The sequence below is a fragment of the Acinetobacter sp. F16 genome, assembly GCF_052712855.1.
The window spans coordinates 1-25,213 of the sequence record NZ_JBRATK010000011.1 but is presented as its reverse complement, the minus strand read 5'-3'; the positions used below and the strand labels follow the sequence as shown (position 1 = coordinate 25,213).

Below are 25,213 nucleotides of genomic sequence, written 5' to 3'. Positions count from 1 at the left end.
AGACTCCAATACAACCCGACCATGATGCAATCACATTGCACGATATCTTCACAGGGCACATCTTCCAACACGTCATTTTCATGAATCAGCCAAAGGAGTGTCTATATGCTTAGTATCCCTGTAATGGAACTGCATAGCTCCACAGAAATAAATACCAAAATCACCCATACCACTTGTCCCTATTGTGGGGTGGGTTGTGGCGTAACCGCAACTGTGCAGGACACCGCTTTAGGTCAAAAAGTTTCGGTTGCAGGGGATGTCAATCATCCATCCAACTATGGAAAACTGTGCATTAAAGGCAGCAATCTGGCGGAGACTTTGGGACTTGAAACACGTGTTCTTCACCCAATGCTGGGCCGAAAGAACCAGCGTGAAAAGACCGACTGGAATACCGCAACGGATGTAATTGCCAATAAATTCCAGCAATGTATTGATCAATATGGTCGTGACAGCATTGGCTTTTATGTGTCCGGGCAATTGCTGACAGAAGACTATTATGTGGTGAACAAGTTCGTCAAAGGTTATCTCGGCACTGCCAATATTGATACCAATTCACGACTTTGTATGTCATCGGCTGTTGCAGCACACAAACGGGCTTTTGGTGAAGATATTGTTCCGGCCAGCTATGAAGATTTTGAGCATACCGATATGGTGGTGCTGGTCGGTTCAAATACCGCATGGTGCCATCCAGTTTTATATCAACGCATCATGAAAGCCAAAGAACAGCGGGATCTGTTTGTGGTGGTGGTTGACCCGCGTTTTACCAGTACCTGTGAAGCAGCAGACCTGCATTTGCCGATTTTACCGGGGCAAGACGTCGCATTATTTAACGGTTTATTACAATATTTATCGCAAAATGGTCATGCAGACCAGGAGTTTATTGCTGCACATACGCAAGGTTTGGAACAGGCTTTGGCGCATAGCCAAACTGAATCGTCCATTGAAGAGGTCGCAGTACGTAGTGGTATTTCACTGGAAAAACTAAAAGTTTTTTATCAGAAATTTGCCCAAACTGAAAAAGTGATGACCCTGTTTTCCATGGGGGTGAATCAGTCTTCACAAGGCGTCAATAAAGCCAATAGCATAACCAACTGCCATTTATTTACCGGAAAAATTGGCAAGCTGGGTGCTGCACCATTTTCCATGACCGGGCAGCCGAATGCCATGGGTGGTCGTGAGGTGGGAGGACTCGCCAATATGCTGGCGGCTCATCTGGAGTTGGAAAATGAAAGCCATCAACAACTGGTGCAAAACTTCTGGCAAAGCCCTTATATTGCCAAGCAGGCTGGCTTCAAGGCGGTTGATCTATTTCATGCAGTAGAAAGTGGCAAAATCAAAGCCATCTGGATTATGGCCACCAATCCGGTGGTGAGTTTACCCGATGCAGATCAGGTGAAACGTGCCCTGGAAAAATGTGAGTTCGTGGTGGTGTCCGACATTTGCCAGGATACCGATACCACTCAATATGCCGATGTGCTGTTACCGGCTTTAGGCTGGGGAGAAAAAGACGGTACCGTCACCAATTCTGAACGCCGCATTTCCAGACAGCGTGCTTTTTTGGATGAGCCAGAACAGGCTAAAGCCGACTGGTGGGCGATTAGTCAGGTCGCAAAAAAATTAGGCTTTAGCGGTTTTGATTTTAATAACAGTCATGACATTTTTCTGGAACATGCACGACTCTCGGTAGAACAGAATTCAGAGCCAGATCTGCGCGCCGAAACGCCAAACTTCCGCTATTTCAATTTAAAGGCTTTAAGCGATTTAAATCAAAGCGAATATGATGAACTGCAACCGGTGCAGTGGCCCGTTTGGTCTAGGCAGCAAGCCGATGGTGCAGTGGCACGCATGTATGCCAAAGGGCAATTTAGCCATGCCGATGGCAAAGCCAAATTTATTGCCATTACCGCGATAGATCCGGTTAATAAAATCTGTAGCGAATTTCCTTTGGTGCTGAATACTGGCCGGATTCGAGACCAATGGCACACCATGAGCCGTACCGGTTTGTCTGCCAATTTAAGTACCCATCGCGCAGAGCCGTATTGTGAAATCCATCCGCATGATGCGCTGAAATACGGCATCAAAGATGGTGAACTGGTGGAAGTCAAATCGAAATGGGGCAACTGTGTTTTACGTGCGATGGTCAGTGATGATATTCGTCGTGGACAGGTGTTTGCACCGATTCACTGGAACGATCAGGTGGCGTCCGATGCCCGTATTGGCAAAGTGGTCAATCCGGTGGTCGATCCGATTTCCGGTGAACCAGAGTTTAAACATACCCCCGTCATCATCCATCCCTTTTATAGCCAGTGGCAGGGCGTGTTTTATGTGCGTCAGGGCTTTGAAAAAGTTGTGCAATCCTCCATCGAAAACACGGTGTGGTGGACGAAAATTACCACAGCTCAAGCTATGCGCTATGAACTGGCAGACCGCAGAAAATTCACAGCAACCACCGAGCATTTAAAAGAGCTGTTACCGTTTCAGGATGAAAGTTTTGAATGGCTGAATATTGAAGATCAAACCGCGCATATCAGTCACAGTGTGGTACTGAAAGATGGGCATTTGATTGCGAGTTTATATATTGCGCCTTATGCACTCTTGCCAGATCGGGATTGGGTGGCGAGCCTGTTTAAGCGTGAGCGCTTAAGTGCCATGCACCGTAAGGCGCTGCTTGCTGGACAACCGATGTCGATGGCCAATAATGAAGGGCCATTGGTGTGTAGCTGCTTTAAAGTCGGTAAAAACCGCATTATTGAAACCATTAAAACCCAAAATATCACCGATGAAAAACAAGTCACAGCATGCCTAAAAGCAGGGGGTAATTGCGGTTCATGTCTACCTGAAATTCGAGGCCTGATTAAAGCCTGTCAAGCGGAGACAGTGGAATGAAGCTAAAAATGAAGAAAGGAATAAATAAGTCAGTTTATCCAGACACCGACCTGGTGATTTTAGCCGGTGGACAGGCACGGCGTATGAATGGCATCAATAAGCTGTTGCAGAAATTTGATGATCAAATTCAACTGATCAAGATTCATCAACAGCTTAAATCACATGTTGCACAAGTTTGGATCAATAGTCACCGTGATGATTCGATCTATCAAAAAATCATTCCCAGCATTCATTGCTATCAGGATGATGAAAGTGGTTTTTTAGGTCCACTCATGGGCATAAAAAGTGCCTGGTCACATGTACAGGCAGACCATGTGCTGTTTGTACCCTGTGATGTGACCTACATTCCGCCAAAGGTGATTCTAAAATTGCATCAGGCTTTAGCTAAAAATAGCTTGGCCGAAGTGGCTTATGTGGAAATCAACGGTCAGGCACTGTATCCATTTTGCTTGGTTAAACGCAGCAGCTTAGCCACCTTGATGATCCATCTTGAACAAAAACAGCGCAGTTTAAAGCACTGTTTTTCTGATTTGCACGCACAAGTGGCACATTTTAAAAATCACGCACTATTTTTTCACAGTATTAACTCATTGGATGAGCTGCAACAGCATCAACAACTTAAATTTCTGCATTAAAACTAAATATTTCGCTTTTAGCACAAAGTTGGAACACTTATTGCAAATCTAATTATAACAAGATTGGGCGATTTAACGCTTGCGCACAATATGTGTGCAGTTGCAACCAAATGCCTGAAGATGGATGTTCAACATGAATATGATGACAGAGCTTAAAACTGAAGCGAAATTTGCCGATCAATTTGGTCGTAGCAAGCGCAAACTGCGTATTTCGGTAACGGATCGCTGTAATTTTAAATGCGTCTATTGTATGCCTGAACATCCAGAGTGGATGAAAAAACACGACTTGCTCAGTTTTGAAGAGCTTTATCATTTTTGTGATTTTATGGTGCGTCGTGGTATTGAATTTATTCGCATCACCGGTGGTGAACCGTTAATGCGTCAAGGGGTGGTGCATTTTGTTGCTCAGCTTCAAGAGCTAAAAAAGCTCGGGCTTAAACGCATTTCCATGACCACCAATGCTCATTATCTCAAGCAATATGCACAAGCCTTAAAGCAGGCGGGACTGGATGATTTAAACATCAGTCTGGACAGTGTGGATGCCGATCAATTTAAACAACTCACGCAAAAAGATTTAGCACCCGTACTTGAGGGAATTCGTGCAGCTCAAGCCGTTGGTCTACCGATTAAAATCAATACTGTATTAATGAACGGTATGAATGACGATCAAATTCTGCCTTTGGCCCGATGGTCGGTTAAGCAGAAAATCAGCTTACGCTTTATTGAATTTATGCCACTCGATGGTGACCGAAAATGGTCGACCGAACATGTGGTTAGTGAACAACAGATTTTAGACACTTTAGCCACTGAATTTGCAGTAACCAGCCAAGCCAATGATTCACCTCAGTCAAATTCAGATCCGGCACGGCAATATTTTATTGATGGTCATCCGATTGGAATGATATCCACCATCACTAACTCATTTTGTGGAACGTGCGATCGGGTACGTTTAACCGCACAAGGCGAATTTTATAACTGCCTGTTTGCACCTCAAGGTTTGAATCTAAAAACTGAAATTAAAGCACTGACTGCATCGGCACCATTGAGTCAAGCAAGCTTGTACAGAACATTGTTTAACTATATCTGGAGCAAGGAATCAGGTTATCACGCCATAGAGCAACGTTTGAAAAATCAGCCATCGCGCAAAATCAGCATGCATATGATTGGAGGTTAAAATGCCACAGATCAAAATTAAAATTGAAGCTTTCGGTGCGGTCGAACAACAGTTACCCCAAAACCTGGAAATTATTTGTAGTTTAAATAGCTCGGTTTCCGATGTCTTGGTCCAAGTTGGACAAGGCTATCCTGAAGCCTTTGCCATGATTGAACGATGTGCCTGTGCCATCGGTGAAGACATTATTTCGCGTCAAACTCTATTGAATTCGGATAGTACCTTAGTGCTGCTTTCACCTGTAGCTGGAGGTTGAGATGGATGTATTGAAAAAATTTTCACGGATTCAGGATACCGCCTTAACATTGGATAGTTTTGATCAGATTCAAACTTTTCCTGAATGTGGTGGTATTGGGGGTTTTGTCGGCACGGTACGCAATCATCATGAAGGTAAAGCGGTTAAAGCACTCAAATATACATCTTATGCACCCGTGGCGGAAAAAATGATTCGCCAGATTGAGCAGGAGATTCAGCACAAATATGGCGTGGCCTATGTCCGGGTGATTCACCGGATTGGCGCGTTGGATATTGGTGAAAAGGCGATTATTGCAATTGTCTATGCTGCTCATCGCAGGGAGGCCTTTGCTGCCTGTGAAGAAGCAGTTGAACGGGTTAAGCACGAAGTGCCGGTGTGGAAAGAGGAATTCTATATGGATGGTAGCAGCCAATATGTAGAAGGCTGCTGCATCCGTAAAGATACGGTGGAGCAGGTACATACACATCATCATGCAGAAAAGAATTCTGCACACAGTGATCATACACATTGCCATCATTAAAACCAGTCTAATCTACTTATTGAATCATGGTAGATGTCAGTCAACAGCATTATTTAAAGTAAAAATGAATCATAGGAACATGCAATGAAAAATGTCGGGATGAAAGCCGAGAGTTATCGGACAGCAGTGGCCACAGGAATTCTGCACGCACCGCCACATTGCATTGAACTGTTACGTAACGGCAATACTGAAAAAGGTGATGCGCTAAAGACAGCAAGGATTGCGGGTATTTTAGCGGCGAAACGTACCGATGAACTGATTCCACTGTGTCATCCGCTACCGATTTACCGTGCCGATGTGGAATATGAACTGTTTGATGCGCATGTTGAAATTAGCGCAGTTGTTGAAACCATTGGCCCGACCGGGGTGGAAATGGAAGCCTTAACCGCAGTCAGTCTGGCCGGACTAACACTGTATGACATGCTGAAACCGCATTGTGAACCGGAAGATTTATGTCTGGATCAGGTTAAATTACAAAAGAAAAAAGGCGGTAAATCACATTTTACCCGAGTGCTCAAAGAAGCCATGTCGGCATCCATCATTGTGTTGTCAGATACCGTAGCCGCAGGTAAGAAATCAGATACAGCCGGTCAAAATGTCTTGGAAATTTTGCAGGAAGCTAATTTCAGCAATATTTCTTATTTGGTAATTCCAGACAGTCCTGAGCAGTTACTGGCTTTAATCGAACAGCAAAAAAATGATTATCCGTTAATTCTTACCGTAGGTGGTACAGGACTGGGGCCGAAGGATTTAACCGTGGAAACCATTCAGCCTTTATTAAAACGTGAGATTCCTGGACTAATGGAAGCTTCACGCAGTTTTGGGCAAAAGCGCACGCCTTATGCGGCCTTGAGTCGTGGCGTGGCCGGTTATATTGATAACAGTCTGGTGATGACCTTGCCGGGCAGCCGACAAGGTGCCAAAGAATCCTTAATTGCAGTTCTGCCTGCATTGGTGCATTTATTTGATGTGCAAAAAAACATTCCCCATTCAGGGGGATATGAATAATGTCAGGATGTGGTGCTGAACATGGCTTGATTAGTGTCGATCAGGCCTTGGATTTAATCTTGCAGCAAACTAAAGTTTTAGCGACTGAAAGTATTGCGTTAAATCAGGCTTTAAATCGCTATTTGGCAGCAGATGTTTACTCGAATATCAATCTGCCCTTATTTTCACAAAGTGCGGTAGATGGTTATGCAATTTGTGCAGAATCTGCAATTGAACCCCATACCGAATTTGAACTGATCGGTGAAATTCAGGCAGGACATTCTTCCGAATTACAACTCGAGACTGGGCAAGCGGTTCGGATATTTACCGGGGCCAAAATTCCGTTTGGAACCACAACGGTGGCGCGGCAGGAAATTGTACAGGTCATCGATGCATCCAGAATTAAAATAACCGAAAGCCTAAAAGCCCATGCCGATATTCGCGATGTCGGTGAAGAAATTTCAGTGGGACAATTACTGGCCAATAAAGGTCAACAACTGTCCGTGGGTGCAATGGCTTCCTTAAGCATGGCGGGCATTCAAACGGTTAACGTTTTTCAATACCCTAAAGTTGCGGTGGTGATCACGGGTGATGAAGTCGCGGAAAGTGTAGAAGACTTTGCAATAGGTAAAATTTTCGATGCCAATGGGCCTCTGATTGAAGCATGGTTTCAGAATCAGGCACAGCAGGTTAAAATTTTTCATGTGGCAGATACTGAAGCTGCGGTTCAAGTACTCATTCAAAAATTATCAGAAAGCTATGATCTGATTTTAACCACAGGTGGCGTATCGGTTGGGGATTATGACTTTATTCGACCCGTGACTTTGGATTTGGGTTTTGAACAAATTTTCTGGAAAGTGAAACAAAAACCCGGCAAGCCGATGCTCTTTACGCGCTTAGAAAGAGCCGATGATTCACATTGTTATTTATTGGGCTTACCGGGTAATCCTGCAGCGGTGTATGTGGGCATGCAAATTTATACCTCAACTTTATTAAATGCCTTGCAAGGACAGAAACAGCAACCGAACTGGTTTAGTGCAGTACTGACCGATGATCTGAAAATGGATAGCCGAGAAAGCTTTTTAAGAATGTCTGCCGGTTTTGATCAATCGGTTTTAAAAGTGAAAAGTCTGTCCAAACAGCAATCGCATATGCTGAGTAATTTGATGCAGGCGAATTGTCTGGTACGTATTCCGGCAGGCCAAAGCTTGAGTGAAGGCGAGATTGTTCACGGTTTATTTATTCACTGATGAGGAAAATGCACATGAAAAAACCCCTGTTTTTATCCATGTGTCTCGCGATGACATTTTCCTCAGCGCATGCCGGGACAGTCAAAGTCTATGCAGCCGCAAGTCTAAGCAATGCCATGACAGATATTGCCATGATTTACCAAGCCCAGCATCCACAAACTAAAATTGTACCTGTATTTGCTGCTTCATCCGCTTTGGCGAAGCAGGTACAAGCAGGCGCCAGCAATGACCTGTTTTTCTCGGCAGATCAGGACTGGATGAATTATCTAGTGCAAAAAAATGTGATCGATTCAAACTTGGTCACACCACTGCTGTTTAATCAGCTTGTCGTCATCAGTCCAAAAAATCTAAATATTGCATTTAAAGCGCAGCCCGATTTTAACTTTGCCCAGTCTTTTAAAGGACATCTCTGTAGCGGGCAAATGGAATCTGTGCCTGCCGGTAAATATGCCAAACAAAGTCTGATGAAGCTGAAGTGGTTCAATAGCTTAAAGGGGAGAATGGTCGGTGCGGATGATGTGCGTTCCACACTCAATTTTGTCGAACGCGGTGAATGTGAAGTCGGGATTGTGTATAAAACCGATGCCTTGATCAGCCAAAAAGTCAAAATCATTGGAACCTTTCCGGCAAATTCACACCGCCCGATTGTTTATCCACTGGCATTGACCAGGCAAGGTGCAAAAAATAAAGAGGCAGTGCAGTTTGAACAGTTTGTAAAAAGCAGTCAGCGAGCCAAAACCATTTTCCAGAAATATGGTTTTAGCCTGAAATCTTAAACAGATACAGCAGGAGATGGCGACCCCATGTTAAGTCCCGAAGAGTCCAGTGCGCTTTATCTGTCTGCCAAGGTGGCGTTGTTTGCAACCGTTTTTAGTTTGCCTTTTGCTGTGGCGTTGGGCTGGTATTTGGCGCGTTATAAATTTCGCTTGAAGTTTCTTGTCGAAGCTTTATTACAGCTTCCGATGGTGTTGCCGCCTGTGGTTTTAGGATATTTATTATTGGTCTTGTTCGGCAATCAGGGTTTTATTGGACAGTATTTAAATGCCTTGGGAATACATCTGGCTTTTAACTGGAAAGGGGCTGTTTTAGCTTCGATGATTGTAGCGTTTCCACTGATGGTACAACCGGTTCGCTTGTCTTTTCAACTCATGAATCAACAGTTAGACCAGATCGCAGGTTCCTTGGGCGCCGCGCCGTGGAAGGTGTTCTGGAGTATCAATTTACCCTTGGCGATTCCCGGAATCGTGATGGGCAGCATTTTGTGCTTTAGCCGCAGTTTAGGTGAGTTTGGCGCAACCATTACCTTTGTGGGAAATATTCCAGATGAAACCCGCACCATTCCGATTGCGATTTATTCATTTCTGCAACAGCCCGATGGTGAGGATCTGGCAATGCGACTGGTTGCCTTGTCCCTGGTTTTGGCTTTTAGCGCTTTAATTGCCAATTATTTTATTCTGCAAAAGTATCAACGGAAATTGGGAGCTTGAAATGTTGAAATGTGATTTTCAATATCAATATGCCGATTTTATCTTGAATGTTGAACTGCAGATGCAGCAGCAACTTTTAGGCATTGTCGGTGCTTCAGGGAGTGGCAAAAGTACCTTGCTAAAAAATATTGTGGGGCTAATACAACCTCAGCAGGGTTCGATCCAGTTTAATAACCGTATTTTGCTGGATACTCAGCGACAAATTCATGTACCGATGCATCTACGCAAAATCGCTTTAATTTTCCAGAATGCATTGCTATTTCCTCATATGAATGTGCAGCAGAACCTGAGTTATGCAGAAAAACTGGTCTCTAAACCTGAACGAAAATTCCTGTTTGATGAGATTGTAGATTTATTGGAATTAAAACCCTTGATTCAGCGTAAAGCACATCAGCTTTCAGGCGGGGAAGCGCAGCGTGTATCGATTGGACGTGCCTTGTTATCTTCACCGAATTTACTGTTGCTGGATGAGCCTTTAACGGGTCTGGATAACCATCTAAAACAGCAAATTTTACCGTTTTTAAAACGGCTGAAACAAGAGCTAAATTTGCCGATGATTTATGTGACCCATCATATGCAAGAGCTGGAATATTTGCAGGCGGACATTGTGCAGTTAAGCCAAGGGCAACTACAGAATAAGTAAAACCCAATATCTAGGAGCTAATCTTAATCATTCAACAAAAATAAATAGCCTAAGCAGTTTAAATCATCAGCTACTTAAGCTATTTCGATAAACATCAAAGGAGACTATTCAGTTTTCTGATATTCATTAATCACTTCAAGTGCAGCACGGAAGGCTTCTTGAGTTGCGGGCGCGCCACAGTAGGGCAAGCTGTGAAGTAACACTTCCTGGATTTCTTCAACCGTCGCGCCGTTATTAAGTGCGCCACGAACATGGCCTTTGAGCTCAGTTGGGCTTTTTTGTGCAGTTAAAAATGCAATGGTAATTAGCGAGCGGTATTTACGCGGCAATACGCCTTCACGTTGCCAGGTTGAACCCCAGGCATGTTCATTAATCCAGTCCTGCAAGGGTTGAGTAAAGGGCACAGTATTGTCTTGTGCACGTTTTACAAAAGATTCGCCCATGACTTCGGTGCGGACTTTTAAACCATTTTCAAAATCTTGTTGTGACATGTTTTTACTCTTTCAAGGTTTATAAAAAAGAAGTGGTCAAAGTTTATGCCTGAATGACCTCTATGCGTATTGGTTTATGGTCGTAGTTCGATTGCAATTTTGGGAACGATGCCACGCGGATACTTTGCTGATGATTTGAATAGCCAGATTTGAATATATGAATTTAAATATATCGCTTTAAATGCGTAGATAAAATCAAGACAGCCGAAGCTGCCCTGATTTTGGTTTGAATATTTTTTAAATTTTAAGCGGCATTTAATTCAGTGGTGATCAGTTTCACACCTGTGGCTGCCTGAATTTGTTCAAGCGTGACATCTTTCGCAAGTTCAACCAGTCTAACGCCGTCAGCCGTAATATCCATCACGCCTAAATCGCTAATCACCCGGTTGACTACGCCTTTACCAGTTAAAGGCAGGGCACACTGATTGACGATTTTCGGGCTGCCGTCTTTGGCATTGTGTTCCATCAACACCACCACTTTTTGTACGCCAGCAACCAGATCCATGGCACCGCCCATGCCTTTGACTTTCTTGCCGGGAATCATCCAGTTGGCCAGATCGCCCGTTTGGGACACTTCCATCGCGCCTAAAATCGCGATATTGACATGACCGCCCCGGATCATGGCAAAAGATTCTGAACTGGAAAAAAATGCTGCACCGGGGCGAGCCGTTACCGTTTGTTTACCGGCATTAATCAGGTCGGCATCGACTGTGTCTTTCGTTGGAAATTCATCAATCCCCAACAAGCCATTTTCTGATTGTAACCAGACATTGATGCCTTCAGGAAGATAGTTGGCAACCAAAGTCGGCAAGCCAATACCCAAGTTTACGTAGAAGCCATCTTCAAGCTCGAGCGCAGCGCGCTGAGCCATTTCATTACGTGTCCAAGCCATGATTTAAGCCTCCGCCTTTAAAGTCATTTGCTCAATGCGTTTTTCAGGTGTTGCATTTACCACGATGCGGTTGACGTAAATGCCCGGAAGATGGATATCATCGGGATCAATCTCACCAATTTCAACTATTTGTTCGACTTCAACTACCGTGAACTTGCCAGCAACCGCACATTCAGGATTGAAGTTGCGTGCAGTTTTACGAAACACCAGATTGCCGGCTTTATCTGCTTTATAGGCTTTAACCAAAGCCACATCTGCAGTTAAGGTATTTTCCAGAATGTATTCTTTACCATCAAAAAAACGGCTTTCTTTACCTTCGGCAATCAGTGTGCCGACACCCGTTTGGGTATAGAAAGCGGGGATGCCTGCACCGCCGGAACGTAATTTTTCAGCCAGGGTGCCTTGTGGAGTCAGTTCGACTTCAAGTTCACCATTTAAATACTGACGCTCAAATTCCTTGTTTTCACCGACATAGGATGAAATCATTTTTTTGATTTGTTTGGTTTGCAGCAATTTACCTAAACCAAAATCATCGACACCGGCATTGTTGGAAATACAGGTTAAACCTTTCACTCCGGTTTGTTTTAATGCATCAATCAATGCTTCAGGAATGCCGCACAGTCCAAAACCGCCTACCGCAAGTGTTTGACCATCTGCAACAATACCCTCTAAAGCTTCTGCTGCACTCGCAACCAATTTATTCACGTTTTAGTCCTTTAAATCAGTGATCAACTTTTGCTATAGCTGAATTGTTTTCTAATTCATCGGCATGCAAGAAATGGGTGTGATGCGGTGCACGCTTATTCTTGCTCCACTCTTCCAGCATTTCGTATTTCATTTCTTCCGTGATCATGGCGATTTTTGCCGGTGCTTTTTCGTCATCATAAGCCAGCTCCAAACGATGACCATTTGGATCGAAGAAGTAGATTGAATGGAAAATACCGTGATTGGTGATGCCCAATACGTTGTTGCCATTGGCTTCTAAATGTTCTTTTGCTTCAAGCAGTGCTGCACGGTCTTTTACTTTTAATGCAATGTGCTGTACCCATTTTGGCGTGTTTTCATCACGGCCCATGTCCGGTTGGGTCGGTAATTCAAAGAAGGCCAAAACATTGCCATTACCGGCATCTAAAAATAAATGCATATACGGATCAAAAGCTTTAGTTGAAGGGACATAGTCTTCAGCAAAGGCCAAAATAAAGTCCATATTGAGGTTCTTTTTGTACCATTCCACCGTTTCTTTGGCATCTTTACAACGGTAAGCCACGTGGTGAATTTTTTCGATTTGAATCGCCATATAAATATCCTTATTTAAAATTTAAGCTGCATCGGCCTGCGCTTCAGGCGCAGCGTTCTGGAATGCAGGGAGCGTATTGCAGTGCTGATAAATCGCGGCAATTTTTGGGTAAGCCGCCAAATCAATATTGAAGCGTAATGCGTTATAGACTTGTGGCACCAGGCAGCAATCTGCAAATGTGGCTGTTTCACCAAAGCAGAATTTGCCGTTTGAGTCTTGAAGCTGTGCTTCTAATCCGTGAAAACCAACTTCCACCCAATGCGTGTACCAGGCGGATTTTTGTTCATCCGATACTGTTAAAGTGCCGGATAAATATTGCAAAACCCGTAAGTTATTCAGTGGATGAATATCGCAGGCAATGCTTTGGCTAAAGGCACGAATCAAGGCACGTTGTTCAATGTCTTGAGGCAATAAAGCTGTTTCCGGATGCTTTTCGTCTAAGTATTCCAAGATGCTTAAAGATTGAGTCAGGGTGAATCCACCCTGACTCGTATCTTCAACCCAAGCAGGTACAAGTTCATTTGGATTAATCTGACGGTATTCAGCGCTATGCTGCTCACCGCCATTTTTCACCAAATGCACCGGGATAACTTCGGCTTGCAGACTTTTTAAGTTCAAGGCAATGCGTACGCGGTATGCAGCAGAACTCCGAAAGTAACTATACAGTTTCACTGAGTTTCTCCTCAGCGGTATCGGCAGCGAAGTCAAATTTAACCGCAGGCAGTACGGTGCCAGACACTTCCCCAAAACCGATGCGTAAGCCATCTTTTTCACAGTAACCTTTCATGGTCAGTGTGTCGCCATCTTGCATAAAGCTGCGTTGTTCACCATTGAAAAGGGTCAGTGGCTTGGTGGTATTCCAGGTAATTTCCAGCAATGAACCATAAGAATCAGGTGTAGGACCAGAAATCGTACCTGAACCCATCAAGTCGCCGACTTGGACATTACAGCCGGCAATGGTGTGATGGGTTAACTGTTGTGACATCGACCAGTACATATATTTGAAATTGGTTTGACTGATCACATCGGCTTGTTCAGCTCCTTCAGCCTGAATTTCAACAGATAGGTTGATGTCATAACTGTTATTGGAATGATCTTCGCGCAAGTAGGCCAGTGGCTTTGGTTCCTGAACAGGTGAGCTGGTTTTAAATGGCTCAAGTGCTTCCATGGTCACAATCCATGGCGAGATGGACGATGCAAAAGTTTTTGCATTGAAAGGGCCCAGCGGTACGTATTCCCACTGTTGTAAATCACGTGCCGACCAGTCATTGAACAGCACCATGCCGAAGATGTGATCCCAGGCATTTTCAATAGAGATCGGTTCACCGAGTTTATTGGGTTTACCTACAATGAAACCGGTTTCAAGTTCGAAATCGAGTTTGCGACAAGCCGAAAATACAGGACGGTCGCTATCTGGAAGTTTAATCTGCCCTGATGGACGAACCACATTTGTACCGCTCACAATCACCGAGCTGGCACGGCCGTTATAACCGACTGGAAGTTCCGACCAGTTCGGTAAAAGTGCATTTTTAGGGTCACGGAACATGCAGCCTACATTGGTGGCATGTTCTTTAGAAGAATAGAAATCGGTATAGCCTGGAATATGGACTGGCAAATGTAGCGTGACTTCTGCTTGTTTAAAGAAAGCCTGTTGACGTAAGGCCTGATTGTCACGCAGCGTGGCATTGTCTGCAGATAAAATATCTTGCAGTTCGGCACGAAGCTTAGACCAGTTGGCTTTGCCGGATTCAATGAATTTATTCAATGTCGGTTGATTGAAGTAAGTTTTGCCTTGCGTGATTTTTAAGAAACCATGGGCTTCTAGTGCAGCAAGATCGACCACCCATTCGCCCAATGCGACACCCACACGACGCTCGCCTTCAGCGGATTCACTAAATACACCAAAAGGTAAGTTCTGGATTGGGAAATCCGAATCCGGTGCGACCTCAATAAATGATTTTAATTGACCTGTCATGTACGTGTTCCTTGTGTCGAAATAGAGCAATCTCTGGATATTGCTTTTACTCATCGAGTTCTGAAATTGATCAAATCTGTCTAAGGCTTTAGTGCTAAGTTTTATTCAACTTTATTTAAACCTGTTATAAAACAGTTATTTATTTAAAATTTAAAAACTTATACGGCTTAAGTCTAAGACGCTTGATTTTTACTATTAATCCAATCATACTCATTTCAACAGATTACGCAATACATAATTTAATTATGAATAACGTAATTAAACTAAAGTTTTAGATCATCAGGGGAAAAGGGCAACCTCAGACTGAAAGCCATTTTTTCTTGTGTGTAATGCTTTGAAATTGGGTTGCTTCGAGTAGAATGCTGGTCATTCCAGTAATGAGTTTGAAAACCAATGTCAGAAGAAAAAACACAAGGTGGGGTTCAATCTTTAGAAGTCGGGTTGACGGTACTTGATGCGCTGATTGCACATCGAACACCCATGATGCTGAAAGAACTTGCTGAAAATTTGTCGATGCATCCTGCAAAAGTTCATCGTTATGTGGTGAGTTTGGTTCGAATGAGTTATGCCAAACAACTGGATGATGGACGGTATGCACTCGGGGAACAGGCGTGGCGTTTAGGTTTAAGCTGTATTCAACGAACCGACACGATTCAGGCAGCGCAACCGATGATTTACGATTTGCACCGCAAGATTGATTGCGGTTTACAGATCAGTAAATGGACATCACAGGGACCATTGATCGTGCAATGGATTGAACCGAATCAACAGGTTTCGGTCATTACGCGAGTCGGTTCAATTATGCCCTTACTGAACTCGGCAACGGGTCGTGCCTATGCTGCATTTATGGCAGAAGACATCGTTCGGCCATTGATGGAACGTGAATGGCAACAGAAACAGGCACTCAATCAACAGGTTTATCCGGCCAATTGGGAAGAGTTTCTGGAATTGAAACAAAGCATCATCGGGCAAGGTGCTGCGACAGTTTCAGGCGATATGCTGGTGGGTGTAAATGCGATCTGCGTACCAATTTTCAATGCCCATGGCGAGATTGAGTTTTGTATTGCAGCTTTAGCGAGTGATTTACATCTTCCTATTGATTTTAAACACGAAAGAGTTAAAGCGTTGAAGGAAACAGCAGCAGCTTTAACACGTTACATTACTCAAGGCTAAAGTCCAGCTTAGCGGTGCTTTCTCCTTGGGCCATGTAATTGACTTGTAAGGAAACGGGGAAAGCACAATGAAGGACTCAAACAAGTTTTTCTATGGTTGGTGGATTGTTCTGGCATTGATGGCGGTATCAGGTACAGCCATTGCATTGACCATTACGACATTTAATATTTATTTAAATCAGTTCACGCAGTCTATTGGCATTTCACCGACACAATTTGCCTTATGTTCAACCATTATCAATATCACCGTGATGATTTTCTCTCCGAAAGTCGGGAAATTTCTGCAAGCACATACTAAAAAAGCATTGCTGATTTTCTTAACCGGTTTTTGCCTAAGCTATGCCGCATTTTCAATAGCGACCAACATTTATATTTTATATGTCGTGGCTGCTTTATTCGGTTTTTTCTCGACCGGTTTAACATTTATGCCACCCAATATTTTGGTGAACCGCTGGTTTATTCAGAAAAAAGGTTTGGCAATGAGTATTGCGCTGTCGGGTAGTGCTATCTTCGGGATGATTCTGAGCCCATTCATTACTTACTGTATTCAAAATCTCAGCTATCAGCTTGCCTATCAGATGATTGCCGGCGTGATGTTTGCGGTAAGCAGCCTACTGATTCTTTGGGTGATCAAAGCAAAACCTGAAGACATCGGTTTAAAAGCTTTTGGTGCCGATGAAGTTGAGACAACCTCAACTCAAGTGAATACTCAAGAAGAAGCACTGGTTCACCTTGAACCAAAAGTATTAAAGAAAAAGCCATTTTTCTGGTCTATGTTGGCAGCACATTTTCTGGTGGGATTTGTGGGTGGCGGGATTGTGTTGCAGCTTCCAGTGTTCTTGCAAAATACGTTTGGTATGCAGCAGGCAGCACAGTTTTTAGTGATCACACTGGGCGTGATGATTTTCGCCAAAGTGGCTTTGGGTTGGTTATATGACAAGCTTGGACCAATGAAAGCGACCACTCTGGTTTGTGCCAGTGTCCTAATGACCTGTATTCCGTTTGCACTGGCAGCCGGTTCAGATGCCTGGTTATTAGGTCTGGTTGGTGTGGTGTTCTGGGGCTTGGGCAACTGCATCGGTACTGTAACACCAGCAGTGGTCGCTTCTCAAACCTATGGGCAGACGCATTATGGTGAAGTATATGGCATCTGCTTGCGTTTCCAGACTTTAGGCATTGCCAGTGGTGTCCCTGCAATTTCAATGATTGCAACGGCAACCGGTTCATTCACACTGGTCTGGATGATTTGTAGCGTTTTAGCGGTCATGTTGCTGGCATTCTATGCCATCGGTCTGAGAGGAAGTCAGGCATACCGTAGCCGTAAAAATGAAGAATTCACGCAACCATTACCAGCAGCTCAAGCTGCATTGATTACCGAATAACAATTTTATTTATTTTCCTAGTGAAAAATGACGACAAGGAGTTCGACATGCATTTTCCTGAAACTCAACCTAGAAAATCACTCTATTACAGCTACGAGGTTTATCCCTATTTTCATAGTCATGAAGATACTGTAGCTGATGCGGATACTGTCACTGTTGTGGGTGCAGGTCCGATTGGAATGGCAAATGCGTTGTTATTGGCAAAACAGGGTGTCAAGGTTATCTTACTTTCTTCAGAACAGCAGTTATCTGAAGGCAGCCGTGCCTTGGTGTATACCAAGCGATCCATGGAAATTTTACAGGCTGCCGGTGCAGCTGAACGTATTATGAGCAAAGCCTTGCCTTGGACACACGGTAATTCAATTTATAAAGGTCAAGTGGCATTCCGCATGGCATCGCCGACCAATGAACATGACCAGTTTGCACCACTGAATAACTTGCAACAAAACTGGCTGGAGAGTTTTTTACTCGACACCATTAAAGAACAAGACAATATTGAAGTTCGCTGGGGCAACAAAGTCGTTGCACATGAACAGGATCATGACAAAGTGACATTGACTGTGCACACCCCTGAAGGTGAGTACAAACACATTTCAAACTGGGTCGTGGCTGCAGATGGTGGCCGTTCACCAATTCGTGAAAGCATGAAACTGCGGATGGAAGGTGCAAGTTACGAAGGTCGTTTTGTGATTGCAGATATTCGTATCAAACTGGATTATCCAACCGAACGTTTGGCATTCTTCTCGCCAGACTGGAATCCGGGCAATACCATTTTAATGCACCGTGAACCGGATGATATCTGGCGTTTCGATTACCAGCTTGACCCTAATATTTCTCCTGAAGACGCACTGAAACCTGAAAACTTGCATAAAGCGGTAAATGATCAATTGAAAATGATTGGCCAGGACCATCTTGAGTGGGAAATGGACTGGAGTACGGTCTATTCAGCACGTGCATTGACTTTAGATAATTACGTGCATAACCGGATTATATTTGTTGGCGATGCAGCGCATTTACTGCCAATTTTCGGTGTACGCGGTGCGAATACCGGTTTCCAGGATGCGCAGGACTTGTCATGGAAACTGGCTGCCGTGGTTAAGGGCTGGGCGCCTGAAAAATTACTGGAAAGCTATACTTTTGACCGTGTCGGCGCTGCTCGTGAAATTATTGCCGAAGCAGGTAAATCAACACGCTTTATGGCGCCACCAACCGATGGCTTCCGCTTGCTGCGCAATGCAGTACTTTCATTGTCACTTGAACATGAATTTGTTCGTCCCTTATATCACTGGCGCACTTCGCGTCCACATGCCTACACCCATTCAATCTTGAACAGCCAGAATGATGACAATGCCATCATGAATGAATTGACGGAAAACGGTGCGCTTATTCCAAACGTGAAATTTGCAGATGGCTCATTCTTGTATGATTCAATCAGCGGTAAATTCTCGGCTGTGGTACTTACCCAAAATGGTCAAGTGCCTGCAGCCTTAATTGCTGAAATTACTGCACTGAAACAACAGGGTATTCCTGCACAGGTGATTGCACTGGCGATTGATAATCAAGCGGTGAGTGAAGCAGATGTGACATTGGCCATTAATCCAGAAATTGCCAAAGAGCGTTTCTTTGCCGATGCAGGTGCAATTTATCTGGTTCGTCCGGGTCATCATATCAATGGTCGTTGGGTTAACTATCGTGAAAATGCCATTACTGAAACTTTATATCAATTCACCCAGGCCGCAGAAGGAGTAGCAGCATGAGTTCAATTTCAATTCATGATTTAGAAAAAGTATATGACCAGCTGGCAGAAAGCATTGATGCCATTCCAGAGGCTAAGCGTGAATTATTTCTAGTGAAATTGGCATTACTCAGTGCCAATCAAATTCAAGATGGCGCTGTATTTGGCCAATTAATTAATCAGGCAAAAGTTTTTGAAGATTAATGCTGATTCTTGATGTATTGACCTTGAAAAGGATGCCTAAGCGCATCCTTTTTTTCTAGAATATATAAATAAATCAAAGCAAAAATTCCCAATGAAGAAAGCGTGAAATGAAGAAAAACCAAGGTTGAATTGAGTGAAATTAATAAATCTATTATGAATGACTTTTATAATGAAAAATCAATTAAAAATCATCCTAAAGGATGAGTTAGCTATTGGTAATCACCTATAAAATGCAGTTTGGTCGGACTAAGCCAATAGGGATATAAGAATTACGAATTTAATTGTGAACGGTACAACGGTTAAAGGATTAGCTGAAACATTTACAGTTTTAAATCCTGCTTATGAAACAGTGATTGCTGAAATTGCAAGTGCTTCAACTGAACAGGTGCATCAGGCTATTTAATCTGCTTTAACGGCATTTAAACAATGGAAAATTTTTTCAGATACAGTGGTTAATCAAGCATTTGCAAAAATCGTTACCGATTTGCGTGCAGAAAAGGATGACATTGCCAAGCTGATTACCTTAGAACAAGGCAAAACCTTTGATATGGCACAATTTGAAGTGGAAGCAGGAGTTAGCTGGATTGAGTATCTGGCCAGTTTGGAAATTCCTGTTGAAACGATTCAAGATCCAAGTGGGAAGACCATTCAGGTTTTTAACCGACCGCTAGCGATGGTGGCTTCAATTACCCCGTGGAACTGGCCATTCATGATTGCGGTTTGGCATTTATTTCCTGCCCTTAAAACCAAGAATTGTATTGTAAATAGACCTTCAGAATATACGCCACTCAGCACCATCAAACTGGTTGAAATTATTAATCGTCATTTACCTCAAGGTGTGTGTACATAGTGTTGGGTGAAGGTGCGGTTGGACAAGCTTTAAGCGAGCACCCTGATATTGACTAAAGTCACCTTTACCGGTTCAACGCGTACCGGTCAAAGTATTTTAAGTCACTCGGTAAATAGCTTGAAAAGTGTGGTACTTGAGTTGGGTGGTAATGACGTCGGGATCGTGCTTGAAGATGTAGATGTAGAGAGCACAGCAGAAAAAATCTTTGGTTCAGCATTCTTAAATGCAGGACAAACTTGTGCAGCCTTAAAACGTTTATATGTACATAAAAATGTGTACGATGCGTTGACTGAAAAGTTGGCGAAAATTGCCGATGCTCAGGTGCTTGGAGATGGCATGGATGCATCTACAAGCTTTGGCCCAGTGCAAAATAAAATGCAATAGCCCCCACTTTAGTGACTAATGTACAAGAAGGTGTGGCACTGGTGGATGAAGAGCAGTTTGGACCCGTGTTGCCGGTGCGACAGGTATTGAAGCAGTGAAGGGTGTAAAACACGCACTATGTGTGATGCGACTGCCAAAGAAGATACCCGCTTTGGAACCTTGATTGATCATAATATTATCGGCACCACGCACCAGCACATTTATAACTTCCGTTTAGATATGGATGTCGATGGTGACAACAACAGCTTTCTGGAGTTGGATCCAGTCATTGCTAAAAATACCCGCGGTGGGCCTCGTACTAGTGCAATTGAAGTGAAGGAACGTATTGTCAGCAGTGAAAAAGAAGCTGCCCAGAAGTTTGATCCGTCAACAATACGATTGATTTCAAATACCAATACAGAAAATAAATTGGGCAATCCAGTTTCCTATCAAATAATTCCGTTTGCCGGTGGCACACATCCAATTGCCAAAGGTGCAAATTTCTCTCCAGATGAATGGTTGTTTAAACGCTTGAGCTTTATGGATAAGCAAATTTGGGTCACAAAATACGATGCCAATGAAAAATTCCCTGAAGGTAAGTATTCAAACCGTTCTATGGCGGATACGGGGCTCGGTCAATTTGTTGCTAACAACGACAATATTGAAAATAAAGACCTCGTGGTATGGATGACCACAGGGACAACGCATGTGGCCCGTGCAGAAGAATGGCCAATCATGCCGACAGAGTGGGTTTACACCATGCTCAAGCCGTGGAACTTCTTTGACAGCACCCCAACACTGCAATCAGAAATGGATCAAAAGATCAGTATAAACACTAATCTATTTTCAAAAGGGTCAACCATGTGTTGATCCTTTCTTTTTAAAAGTAAATTTTATGAAAAAATATTTAAGACCGGTGAGTTTTATGGCTGTATTGGGGACAGCTGTTATTCAGGCAAATGCAGATATGGCATTAGCAGAAGGACTGGTGGTGAAACCAAGTATAGATGTCACCTATGGCATGTTTTATAGCGATAAAAGTTATAACAATCCAGATGCAGATGAACAGAATTATTGGCATGAAGTATAGGCAAAATATGGATTAGCAGGCGAGTATCAATTAAAAGATTCAGCTTTATATGGCAGTTTAATGGGACTGATTCTGTCACTTTTGGCGACGGTGATGCAGCTGGCTTTAGCAATGGTAAAGAACGCAGAACATCATTGGAACAGTGGACCTTGGGCTGGAAAAACAGCAAAGCCGAAGATGCGGTACTTGATGTAAGTATCGGACGCCAAAATGTTTTAATCGGTGATGGATTTATTGTCGCAGGGGATGCTTTAAATGTCGGGAAGGGCATTGCTGATGGTGAATTGAATCGTGGCGGTGGCTATTATTTAGCTGCGCGCAGGAGCTTTAATTTTACAACCGTGATCAATTTGCAGTTGGCTGAAGGTTTAAATACCCATTGGTACTATTTAGAGTCAGGCAATAAAGCTTGATATCAACCCAAACTCTGGGTAACCGATTGGCAATATATAGCAGGCAAAAGTGATTTCGGTCTGACTTATTTGCAAGTTACAGATTTGGACGATTCCCTGCATAAATCTGTACGCGAAGATTTAACAGATGTCGCAGTACGTGCAAAAACAAAAATCACTGAACAGTTTGGAGTGAATGCTGAATTTGTGTATCAAGAGCAAAAAAATGACAATGAAAATGCATGGTATGTCGCAGCCAACTACAGCTTTGATCAGCTGAAATACCAGCCCACAGTAGGCTACCGTTTTTCTTCCTTCTCGGAAAATTATGATCCTCTGTTCTATGGCAACACTGCTGCAGGTTTTGGAACCTGGTTCCAGGGGGAAGTCGCAGGAAACTATGCAGGACCTTTTAATTCCAATGCCCGCATTCACCAAGTTTCACTACAAGCATCAGTGCAAGAAAACTTGCATTTAGGGGTGTTGGCTTATCAATTTGATACGATTAAAAAAGACCAGGAAAACCTGGATGGCCATGAGATTGATGCATTTGCGGTTTGGTCTCCAAACAAGAATATCAATGTGATTCCATTGGTGGGCTTGTATAAACCGAAAAAAGACATCAATCATTTAGGTACTCAAGTTTCAGACAATAAAACCAATAGCTATGCTCAGCTCATTTTGCAATATTTGTACTGATGTGGGTGTGATGAAATTAGCTTAAGATTATCCCTAGGTTACTTAAAGTGAAGACTTATTCTTTCTAAATTGGAATGAAAAAATAGAATCTCTAATCACAATCTAGTGATTAAGGATATTTTTACTGTTCTAAAAAGGTGTTCTTTATTATTTCTAGTTGTGTATAAGGGAAATTAGAGAGCTGAGTTAGCCTTTAATTTAGGGCTTTGCTTAGGATTTTATGTCACAAAATATTTTGAACTATATAGCTTATATTTTAAGTTAAAAAAAGAATGTATTTGAGTGAAACATTATTGTTAATGTGACATACCACTAATTCTTGTCTAGATTTTTTTTGAAAATAATTAAAAAGCTACTGTAAATAAGTCGAATAAATTAAAAAATAAATCACCATAATAAATATTATAATAGATTTTATTATATTGTTTAATTTTATTTAAATTAGAATGTAATTTAAATAAATAGCAAATCTCTTTATAATTTTTTAAAATCTCCCTAATACTTATTATAAGTCATTTTTTAAATAAATATTGATATTTATATATTTTATTTAACCTGTATTGCTTGATTATTATTTAATAACTTATCCATTCTTTAGAAGGAAAACATAATTCATTATATGTATTTATTAAAATGAAAATGTGAAATAATTTACATAAAATATTAAAAACAAGAACATATTTATACTAATTACTTGAAAATTTATATAAATAAACGTTTAATTAATCTATACAAATATAGTTGGTTATTTAAGGGTGTTTTATGCAGATTAACTTATCTTTAATTGATAAAAACTCGCATCTTGAAAGTGAGCTTTCAAGTAATGTTGAAAAAATAAGTCTCTCAAACCATCCAACTGTTGTTAAGTTAGATATTCTTAATGAAAAAATTTTAGAAATTAGAAAAGAAAATAATAATGTCATTATTTTATTAGAAGATGGTAAAAAAATTATTCTTGAAGACTTTTTTAATGCAGATCATAGTTTGGTTATAGAGGATGCTGAACACCGCTTATTATGGGTAAGGTTTACTGATGAAAATGGGATATTACTCAACGAAATTCATTATCAGCCCTTAGAGGAAGTTAATCCCTTACTTTATGATGATGGAGTAGCACCTTGGTTTTGGGCGGCAATTCCTGCAGCTGCGGCAGGTATTATTGCTTGGGCAGGTAATGGAAATGATAACTCTAAAGCAGCAATCGATACCCTTGCGCCGGAAGCGCCAGAAGCAACGATCAATGAAGCCGGCACCCAGGTTGTAGGTAAAGCAGAAGCGGGCTCAACCGTGGAAGTAAAAGACCAAGACAACAAAGTGATCGGTTCAGGTGTTGCGGATAAAGATGGCAACTTCGAGATTGACCTGGATCGTCCGTTGACCGACGGTGAAAAGGCGACAGTTACCGCTACGGATGCTGCAAAGAACAGCTCGAAACCGACTGAAATTGAAGGCGGCAAAGATACCCTTGCACCGGAAGCGCCAGAAGCGACGATCAATGAAGCCGGCACCCAGGTTGTAGGTAAAGCAGAAGCGGGCTCAACCGTGGAAGTAAAAGACCAGGACAACCAAGTGATTGGTTCAGGTGTTGCAGATAAAGATGGCAACTTCGAGATTGACCTGGATCGTCCGTTGACTGACGGTGAAAAGGCGACAGTTACTGCTACGGATGCTGCAAAGAACAGCTCGAAACCGACTGAAATTGAAGGCGGGAGAAACGTAACAGGCGATACCGGATCTACTGGCGCAACTGGATCTACCGGCTCTACTGGATCAACTGGCGCAACCGGATCTACGGGTGCTACTGGATCAACTGGTGCTACCGGATCAACTGGTGCAACAGGATCTACCGGTGCTACCGGATCAACTGGCGCTACTGGATCAACTGGTGCTACCGGATCAACAGGATCAACTGGCGCAACAGGATCTACCGGTGCAACTGGATCTACTGGCGCAACCGGATCTACTGGTGCTACTGGATCAACTGGTGCTACCGGATCAACTGGCGCAACAGGATCTACCGGTGCAACCGGATCAACAGGATCTACTGGTGCAACAGGATCTACCGGTGCAACAGGATCTACGGGTGCTACTGGATCAACTGGTGCAACAGGATCTACCGGTGCTACCGGATCTACTGGTGCTACTGGTGCAACAGGATCAACTGGATCAACTGGTGCTACCGGATCAACTGGCGCTACTGGATCAACAGGATCTACCGGTGCAACAGGATCAACAGGATCAACAGGATTAACAGGATCAACTGGCGCAACTGGATCTACCGGATCAACAGGATCTACCGGTGCAACCGGCTCTACTGGCGCAACCGGCTCTACTGGATCTACCGGATCAACTGGCGCAACAGGATCTACCGGATCAACTGGTGCAACAGGATCTACCGGTGCTACCGGATCAACAGGATCAACAGGATCAACAGGATCAACGGGTGCAACAGGATCTACCGGTGCAACCGGCTCTACTGGCGCAACCGGCTCTACTGGATCAACTGGGTCAACAGGATCTACCGGTGCAACTGGATCTACTGGCGCAACAGGATCAACAGGATCAACGGGTGCAACAGGATCTACAGGATCTACCGGATCAACAGGATCAACAGGATCTACCGGTGCAACCGGCTCTACTGGATCAACGGGTGCTACTGGATCTACGGGTGCTACTGGATCAACTGGGTCAACAGGATCTACCGGTGCAACTGGATCTACAGGATCTACCGGTGCAACCGGATCAACTGGTGCAACAGGATCTACCGGATCAACGGGTGCAACAGGATCTACCGGCTCTACTGGATCAACTGGCGCAACAGGATCTACCGGATCAA

General features: G+C 43.2%; 21 protein-coding genes and 3 pseudogenes. 18 read left to right on the top strand and 6 right to left on the bottom strand.

The genetic code is table 11. The features are described 5' to 3' along the window. The first annotated feature begins 105 nt into the window (after nt 1–105). The 10 genes from ACU0NF_RS08205 (at nt 106) to ACU0NF_RS08160 (ending at nt 9,835) form a co-directional block, all read left to right on the top strand. Complete coding sequence (locus ACU0NF_RS08205) at nt 106–2,886, top strand: molybdopterin-dependent oxidoreductase (RefSeq protein WP_445660769.1); 2,781 nt, start codon at nt 106–108, stop codon at nt 2,884–2,886. Nucleotides 2,887–2,894: 8 nt separating this feature from the next. Next, entirely contained in the window at nt 2,895–3,521 is a 627-nt protein-coding gene (gene mobA / locus ACU0NF_RS08200) for a molybdenum cofactor guanylyltransferase (RefSeq protein ID WP_445660768.1), read from the top strand. 133 nt (nt 3,522–3,654) lie between these two features. After that, complete coding sequence (gene moaA, locus ACU0NF_RS08195) at nt 3,655–4,695, top strand: GTP 3',8-cyclase MoaA (protein ID WP_445660767.1); 1,041 nt, start codon at nt 3,655–3,657, stop codon at nt 4,693–4,695. Between the two features lies 1 nt (nt 4,696). Beyond that, nucleotides 4,697–4,948: a MoaD/ThiS family protein gene (locus tag ACU0NF_RS08190; protein ID WP_445660766.1), complete on the top strand. Its 252-nt coding sequence runs from the start codon at nt 4,697–4,699 to the stop codon at nt 4,946–4,948. Nucleotide 4,949: 1 nt separating this feature from the next. Next, nucleotides 4,950–5,468, top strand: coding sequence for a molybdenum cofactor biosynthesis protein MoaE (locus ACU0NF_RS08185; protein ID WP_445660765.1), 519 nt, complete (start codon nt 4,950–4,952; stop codon nt 5,466–5,468). Nucleotides 5,469–5,552: 84 nt separating this feature from the next. After that, nucleotides 5,553–6,476, top strand: a complete 924-nt coding sequence (gene moaCB, locus ACU0NF_RS08180) for a bifunctional molybdenum cofactor biosynthesis protein MoaC/MoaB (RefSeq protein WP_370984705.1) — start codon at nt 5,553–5,555, stop codon at nt 6,474–6,476. Then, nucleotides 6,476–7,705 carry a molybdopterin molybdotransferase MoeA gene (locus ACU0NF_RS08175; protein WP_445660764.1) on the top strand — a complete coding sequence of 410 codons (1,230 nt, stop codon included), beginning with the start codon at nt 6,476–6,478 and terminating at the stop codon, nt 7,703–7,705. The genes moaCB and ACU0NF_RS08175 overlap by 1 nt, the downstream gene beginning before the upstream one ends. Nucleotides 7,706–7,719: 14 nt before the next feature. Then, nucleotides 7,720–8,481 (top strand): molybdate ABC transporter substrate-binding protein, encoded by a 762-nt coding sequence (gene modA / locus ACU0NF_RS08170; protein WP_445660763.1) that lies wholly within the window; start codon nt 7,720–7,722, stop codon nt 8,479–8,481. A 27-nt stretch (nt 8,482–8,508) separates the two neighbouring features. Then, nucleotides 8,509–9,192, top strand: a complete 684-nt coding sequence (gene modB, locus ACU0NF_RS08165) for a molybdate ABC transporter permease subunit (protein ID WP_445660762.1) — start codon at nt 8,509–8,511, stop codon at nt 9,190–9,192. Nucleotide 9,193: 1 nt separating this feature from the next. Further along, a complete protein-coding gene (locus ACU0NF_RS08160; protein ID WP_445660761.1) occupies nt 9,194–9,835 on the top strand; it encodes an ATP-binding cassette domain-containing protein in 642 nt (213 codons plus the stop codon). A 104-nt stretch (nt 9,836–9,939) separates the two neighbouring features. Here the strand turns inward: ACU0NF_RS08160 and ACU0NF_RS08155 are convergent, their stop codons facing one another. The 6 genes from ACU0NF_RS08155 to fahA form a co-directional block, all read right to left on the bottom strand. Then, nucleotides 9,940–10,326, bottom strand: coding sequence for a carboxymuconolactone decarboxylase family protein (locus ACU0NF_RS08155; RefSeq protein ID WP_445660760.1), 387 nt, complete (start codon nt 10,324–10,326; stop codon nt 9,940–9,942). Nucleotides 10,327–10,570: 244 nt separating this feature from the next. Beyond that, on the bottom strand, nt 10,571–11,218 hold the full coding sequence (locus ACU0NF_RS08150) for a CoA transferase subunit B (protein ID WP_131383609.1): 648 nt from the start codon (nt 11,216–11,218) through the stop codon (nt 10,571–10,573). Nucleotides 11,219–11,221: 3 nt separating this feature from the next. Continuing rightward, the gene (locus ACU0NF_RS08145; RefSeq protein ID WP_445660759.1) at nt 11,222–11,923 is read right to left on the bottom strand and encodes a CoA transferase subunit A; all 702 of its coding nucleotides are present in this window, start codon (nt 11,921–11,923) and stop codon (nt 11,222–11,224) included. 16 nt (nt 11,924–11,939) lie between these two features. Beyond that, a complete protein-coding gene (locus tag ACU0NF_RS08140) occupies nt 11,940–12,515 on the bottom strand; it encodes a VOC family protein (protein ID WP_131383605.1) in 576 nt (191 codons plus the stop codon). A 21-nt stretch (nt 12,516–12,536) separates the two neighbouring features. Continuing rightward, entirely contained in the window at nt 12,537–13,187 is a 651-nt protein-coding gene (gene maiA, locus ACU0NF_RS08135; RefSeq protein WP_445660758.1) for a maleylacetoacetate isomerase, read from the bottom strand. Further along, nucleotides 13,174–14,490, bottom strand: a complete 1,317-nt coding sequence (fahA, locus tag ACU0NF_RS08130; RefSeq protein WP_445660757.1) for a fumarylacetoacetase — start codon at nt 14,488–14,490, stop codon at nt 13,174–13,176. Before fahA ends, maiA begins: the two co-directional genes overlap by 14 nt. A 393-nt stretch (nt 14,491–14,883) precedes the next feature. Between fahA and ACU0NF_RS08125 the strand changes: the two genes are divergently transcribed. The 8 genes and pseudogenes from ACU0NF_RS08125 to ACU0NF_RS08090 form a co-directional block, all read left to right on the top strand. Then, nucleotides 14,884–15,663, top strand: coding sequence for an IclR family transcriptional regulator (locus ACU0NF_RS08125; RefSeq protein WP_445660756.1), 780 nt, complete (start codon nt 14,884–14,886; stop codon nt 15,661–15,663). 67 nt (nt 15,664–15,730) lie between these two features. Next, complete coding sequence (locus ACU0NF_RS08120) at nt 15,731–17,044, top strand: MFS transporter (protein WP_445660755.1); 1,314 nt, start codon at nt 15,731–15,733, stop codon at nt 17,042–17,044. Between the two features lie 47 nt (nt 17,045–17,091). After that, on the top strand, nt 17,092–18,801 hold the full coding sequence (locus ACU0NF_RS08115) for an FAD-dependent monooxygenase (RefSeq protein ID WP_445660754.1): 1,710 nt from the start codon (nt 17,092–17,094) through the stop codon (nt 18,799–18,801). Further along, nucleotides 18,798–18,983 carry a hypothetical protein gene (locus ACU0NF_RS08110; RefSeq protein ID WP_445660753.1) on the top strand — a complete coding sequence of 62 codons (186 nt, stop codon included), beginning with the start codon at nt 18,798–18,800 and terminating at the stop codon, nt 18,981–18,983. Before ACU0NF_RS08115 ends, ACU0NF_RS08110 begins: the two co-directional genes overlap by 4 nt. Before the next feature lie 448 nt (nt 18,984–19,431). Then, nucleotides 19,432–20,315, top strand: a pseudogene (locus ACU0NF_RS08105) (aldehyde dehydrogenase family protein). Continuing rightward, nucleotides 20,288–21,066, top strand: a pseudogene (locus ACU0NF_RS08100) (copper amine oxidase); the annotation flags it as partial. The pseudogenes ACU0NF_RS08105 and ACU0NF_RS08100, both read left to right, overlap by 28 nt. Nucleotides 21,067–21,121: 55 nt before the next feature. Then, a pseudogene (locus ACU0NF_RS08095) lies at nt 21,122–22,377 on the top strand (hypothetical protein). 762 nt (nt 22,378–23,139) lie between these two features. Beyond that, the coding region (locus tag ACU0NF_RS08090; protein WP_445660752.1) for an Ig-like domain-containing protein at nt 23,140–25,213 on the top strand (2,074 nt) is incomplete at its 3' end.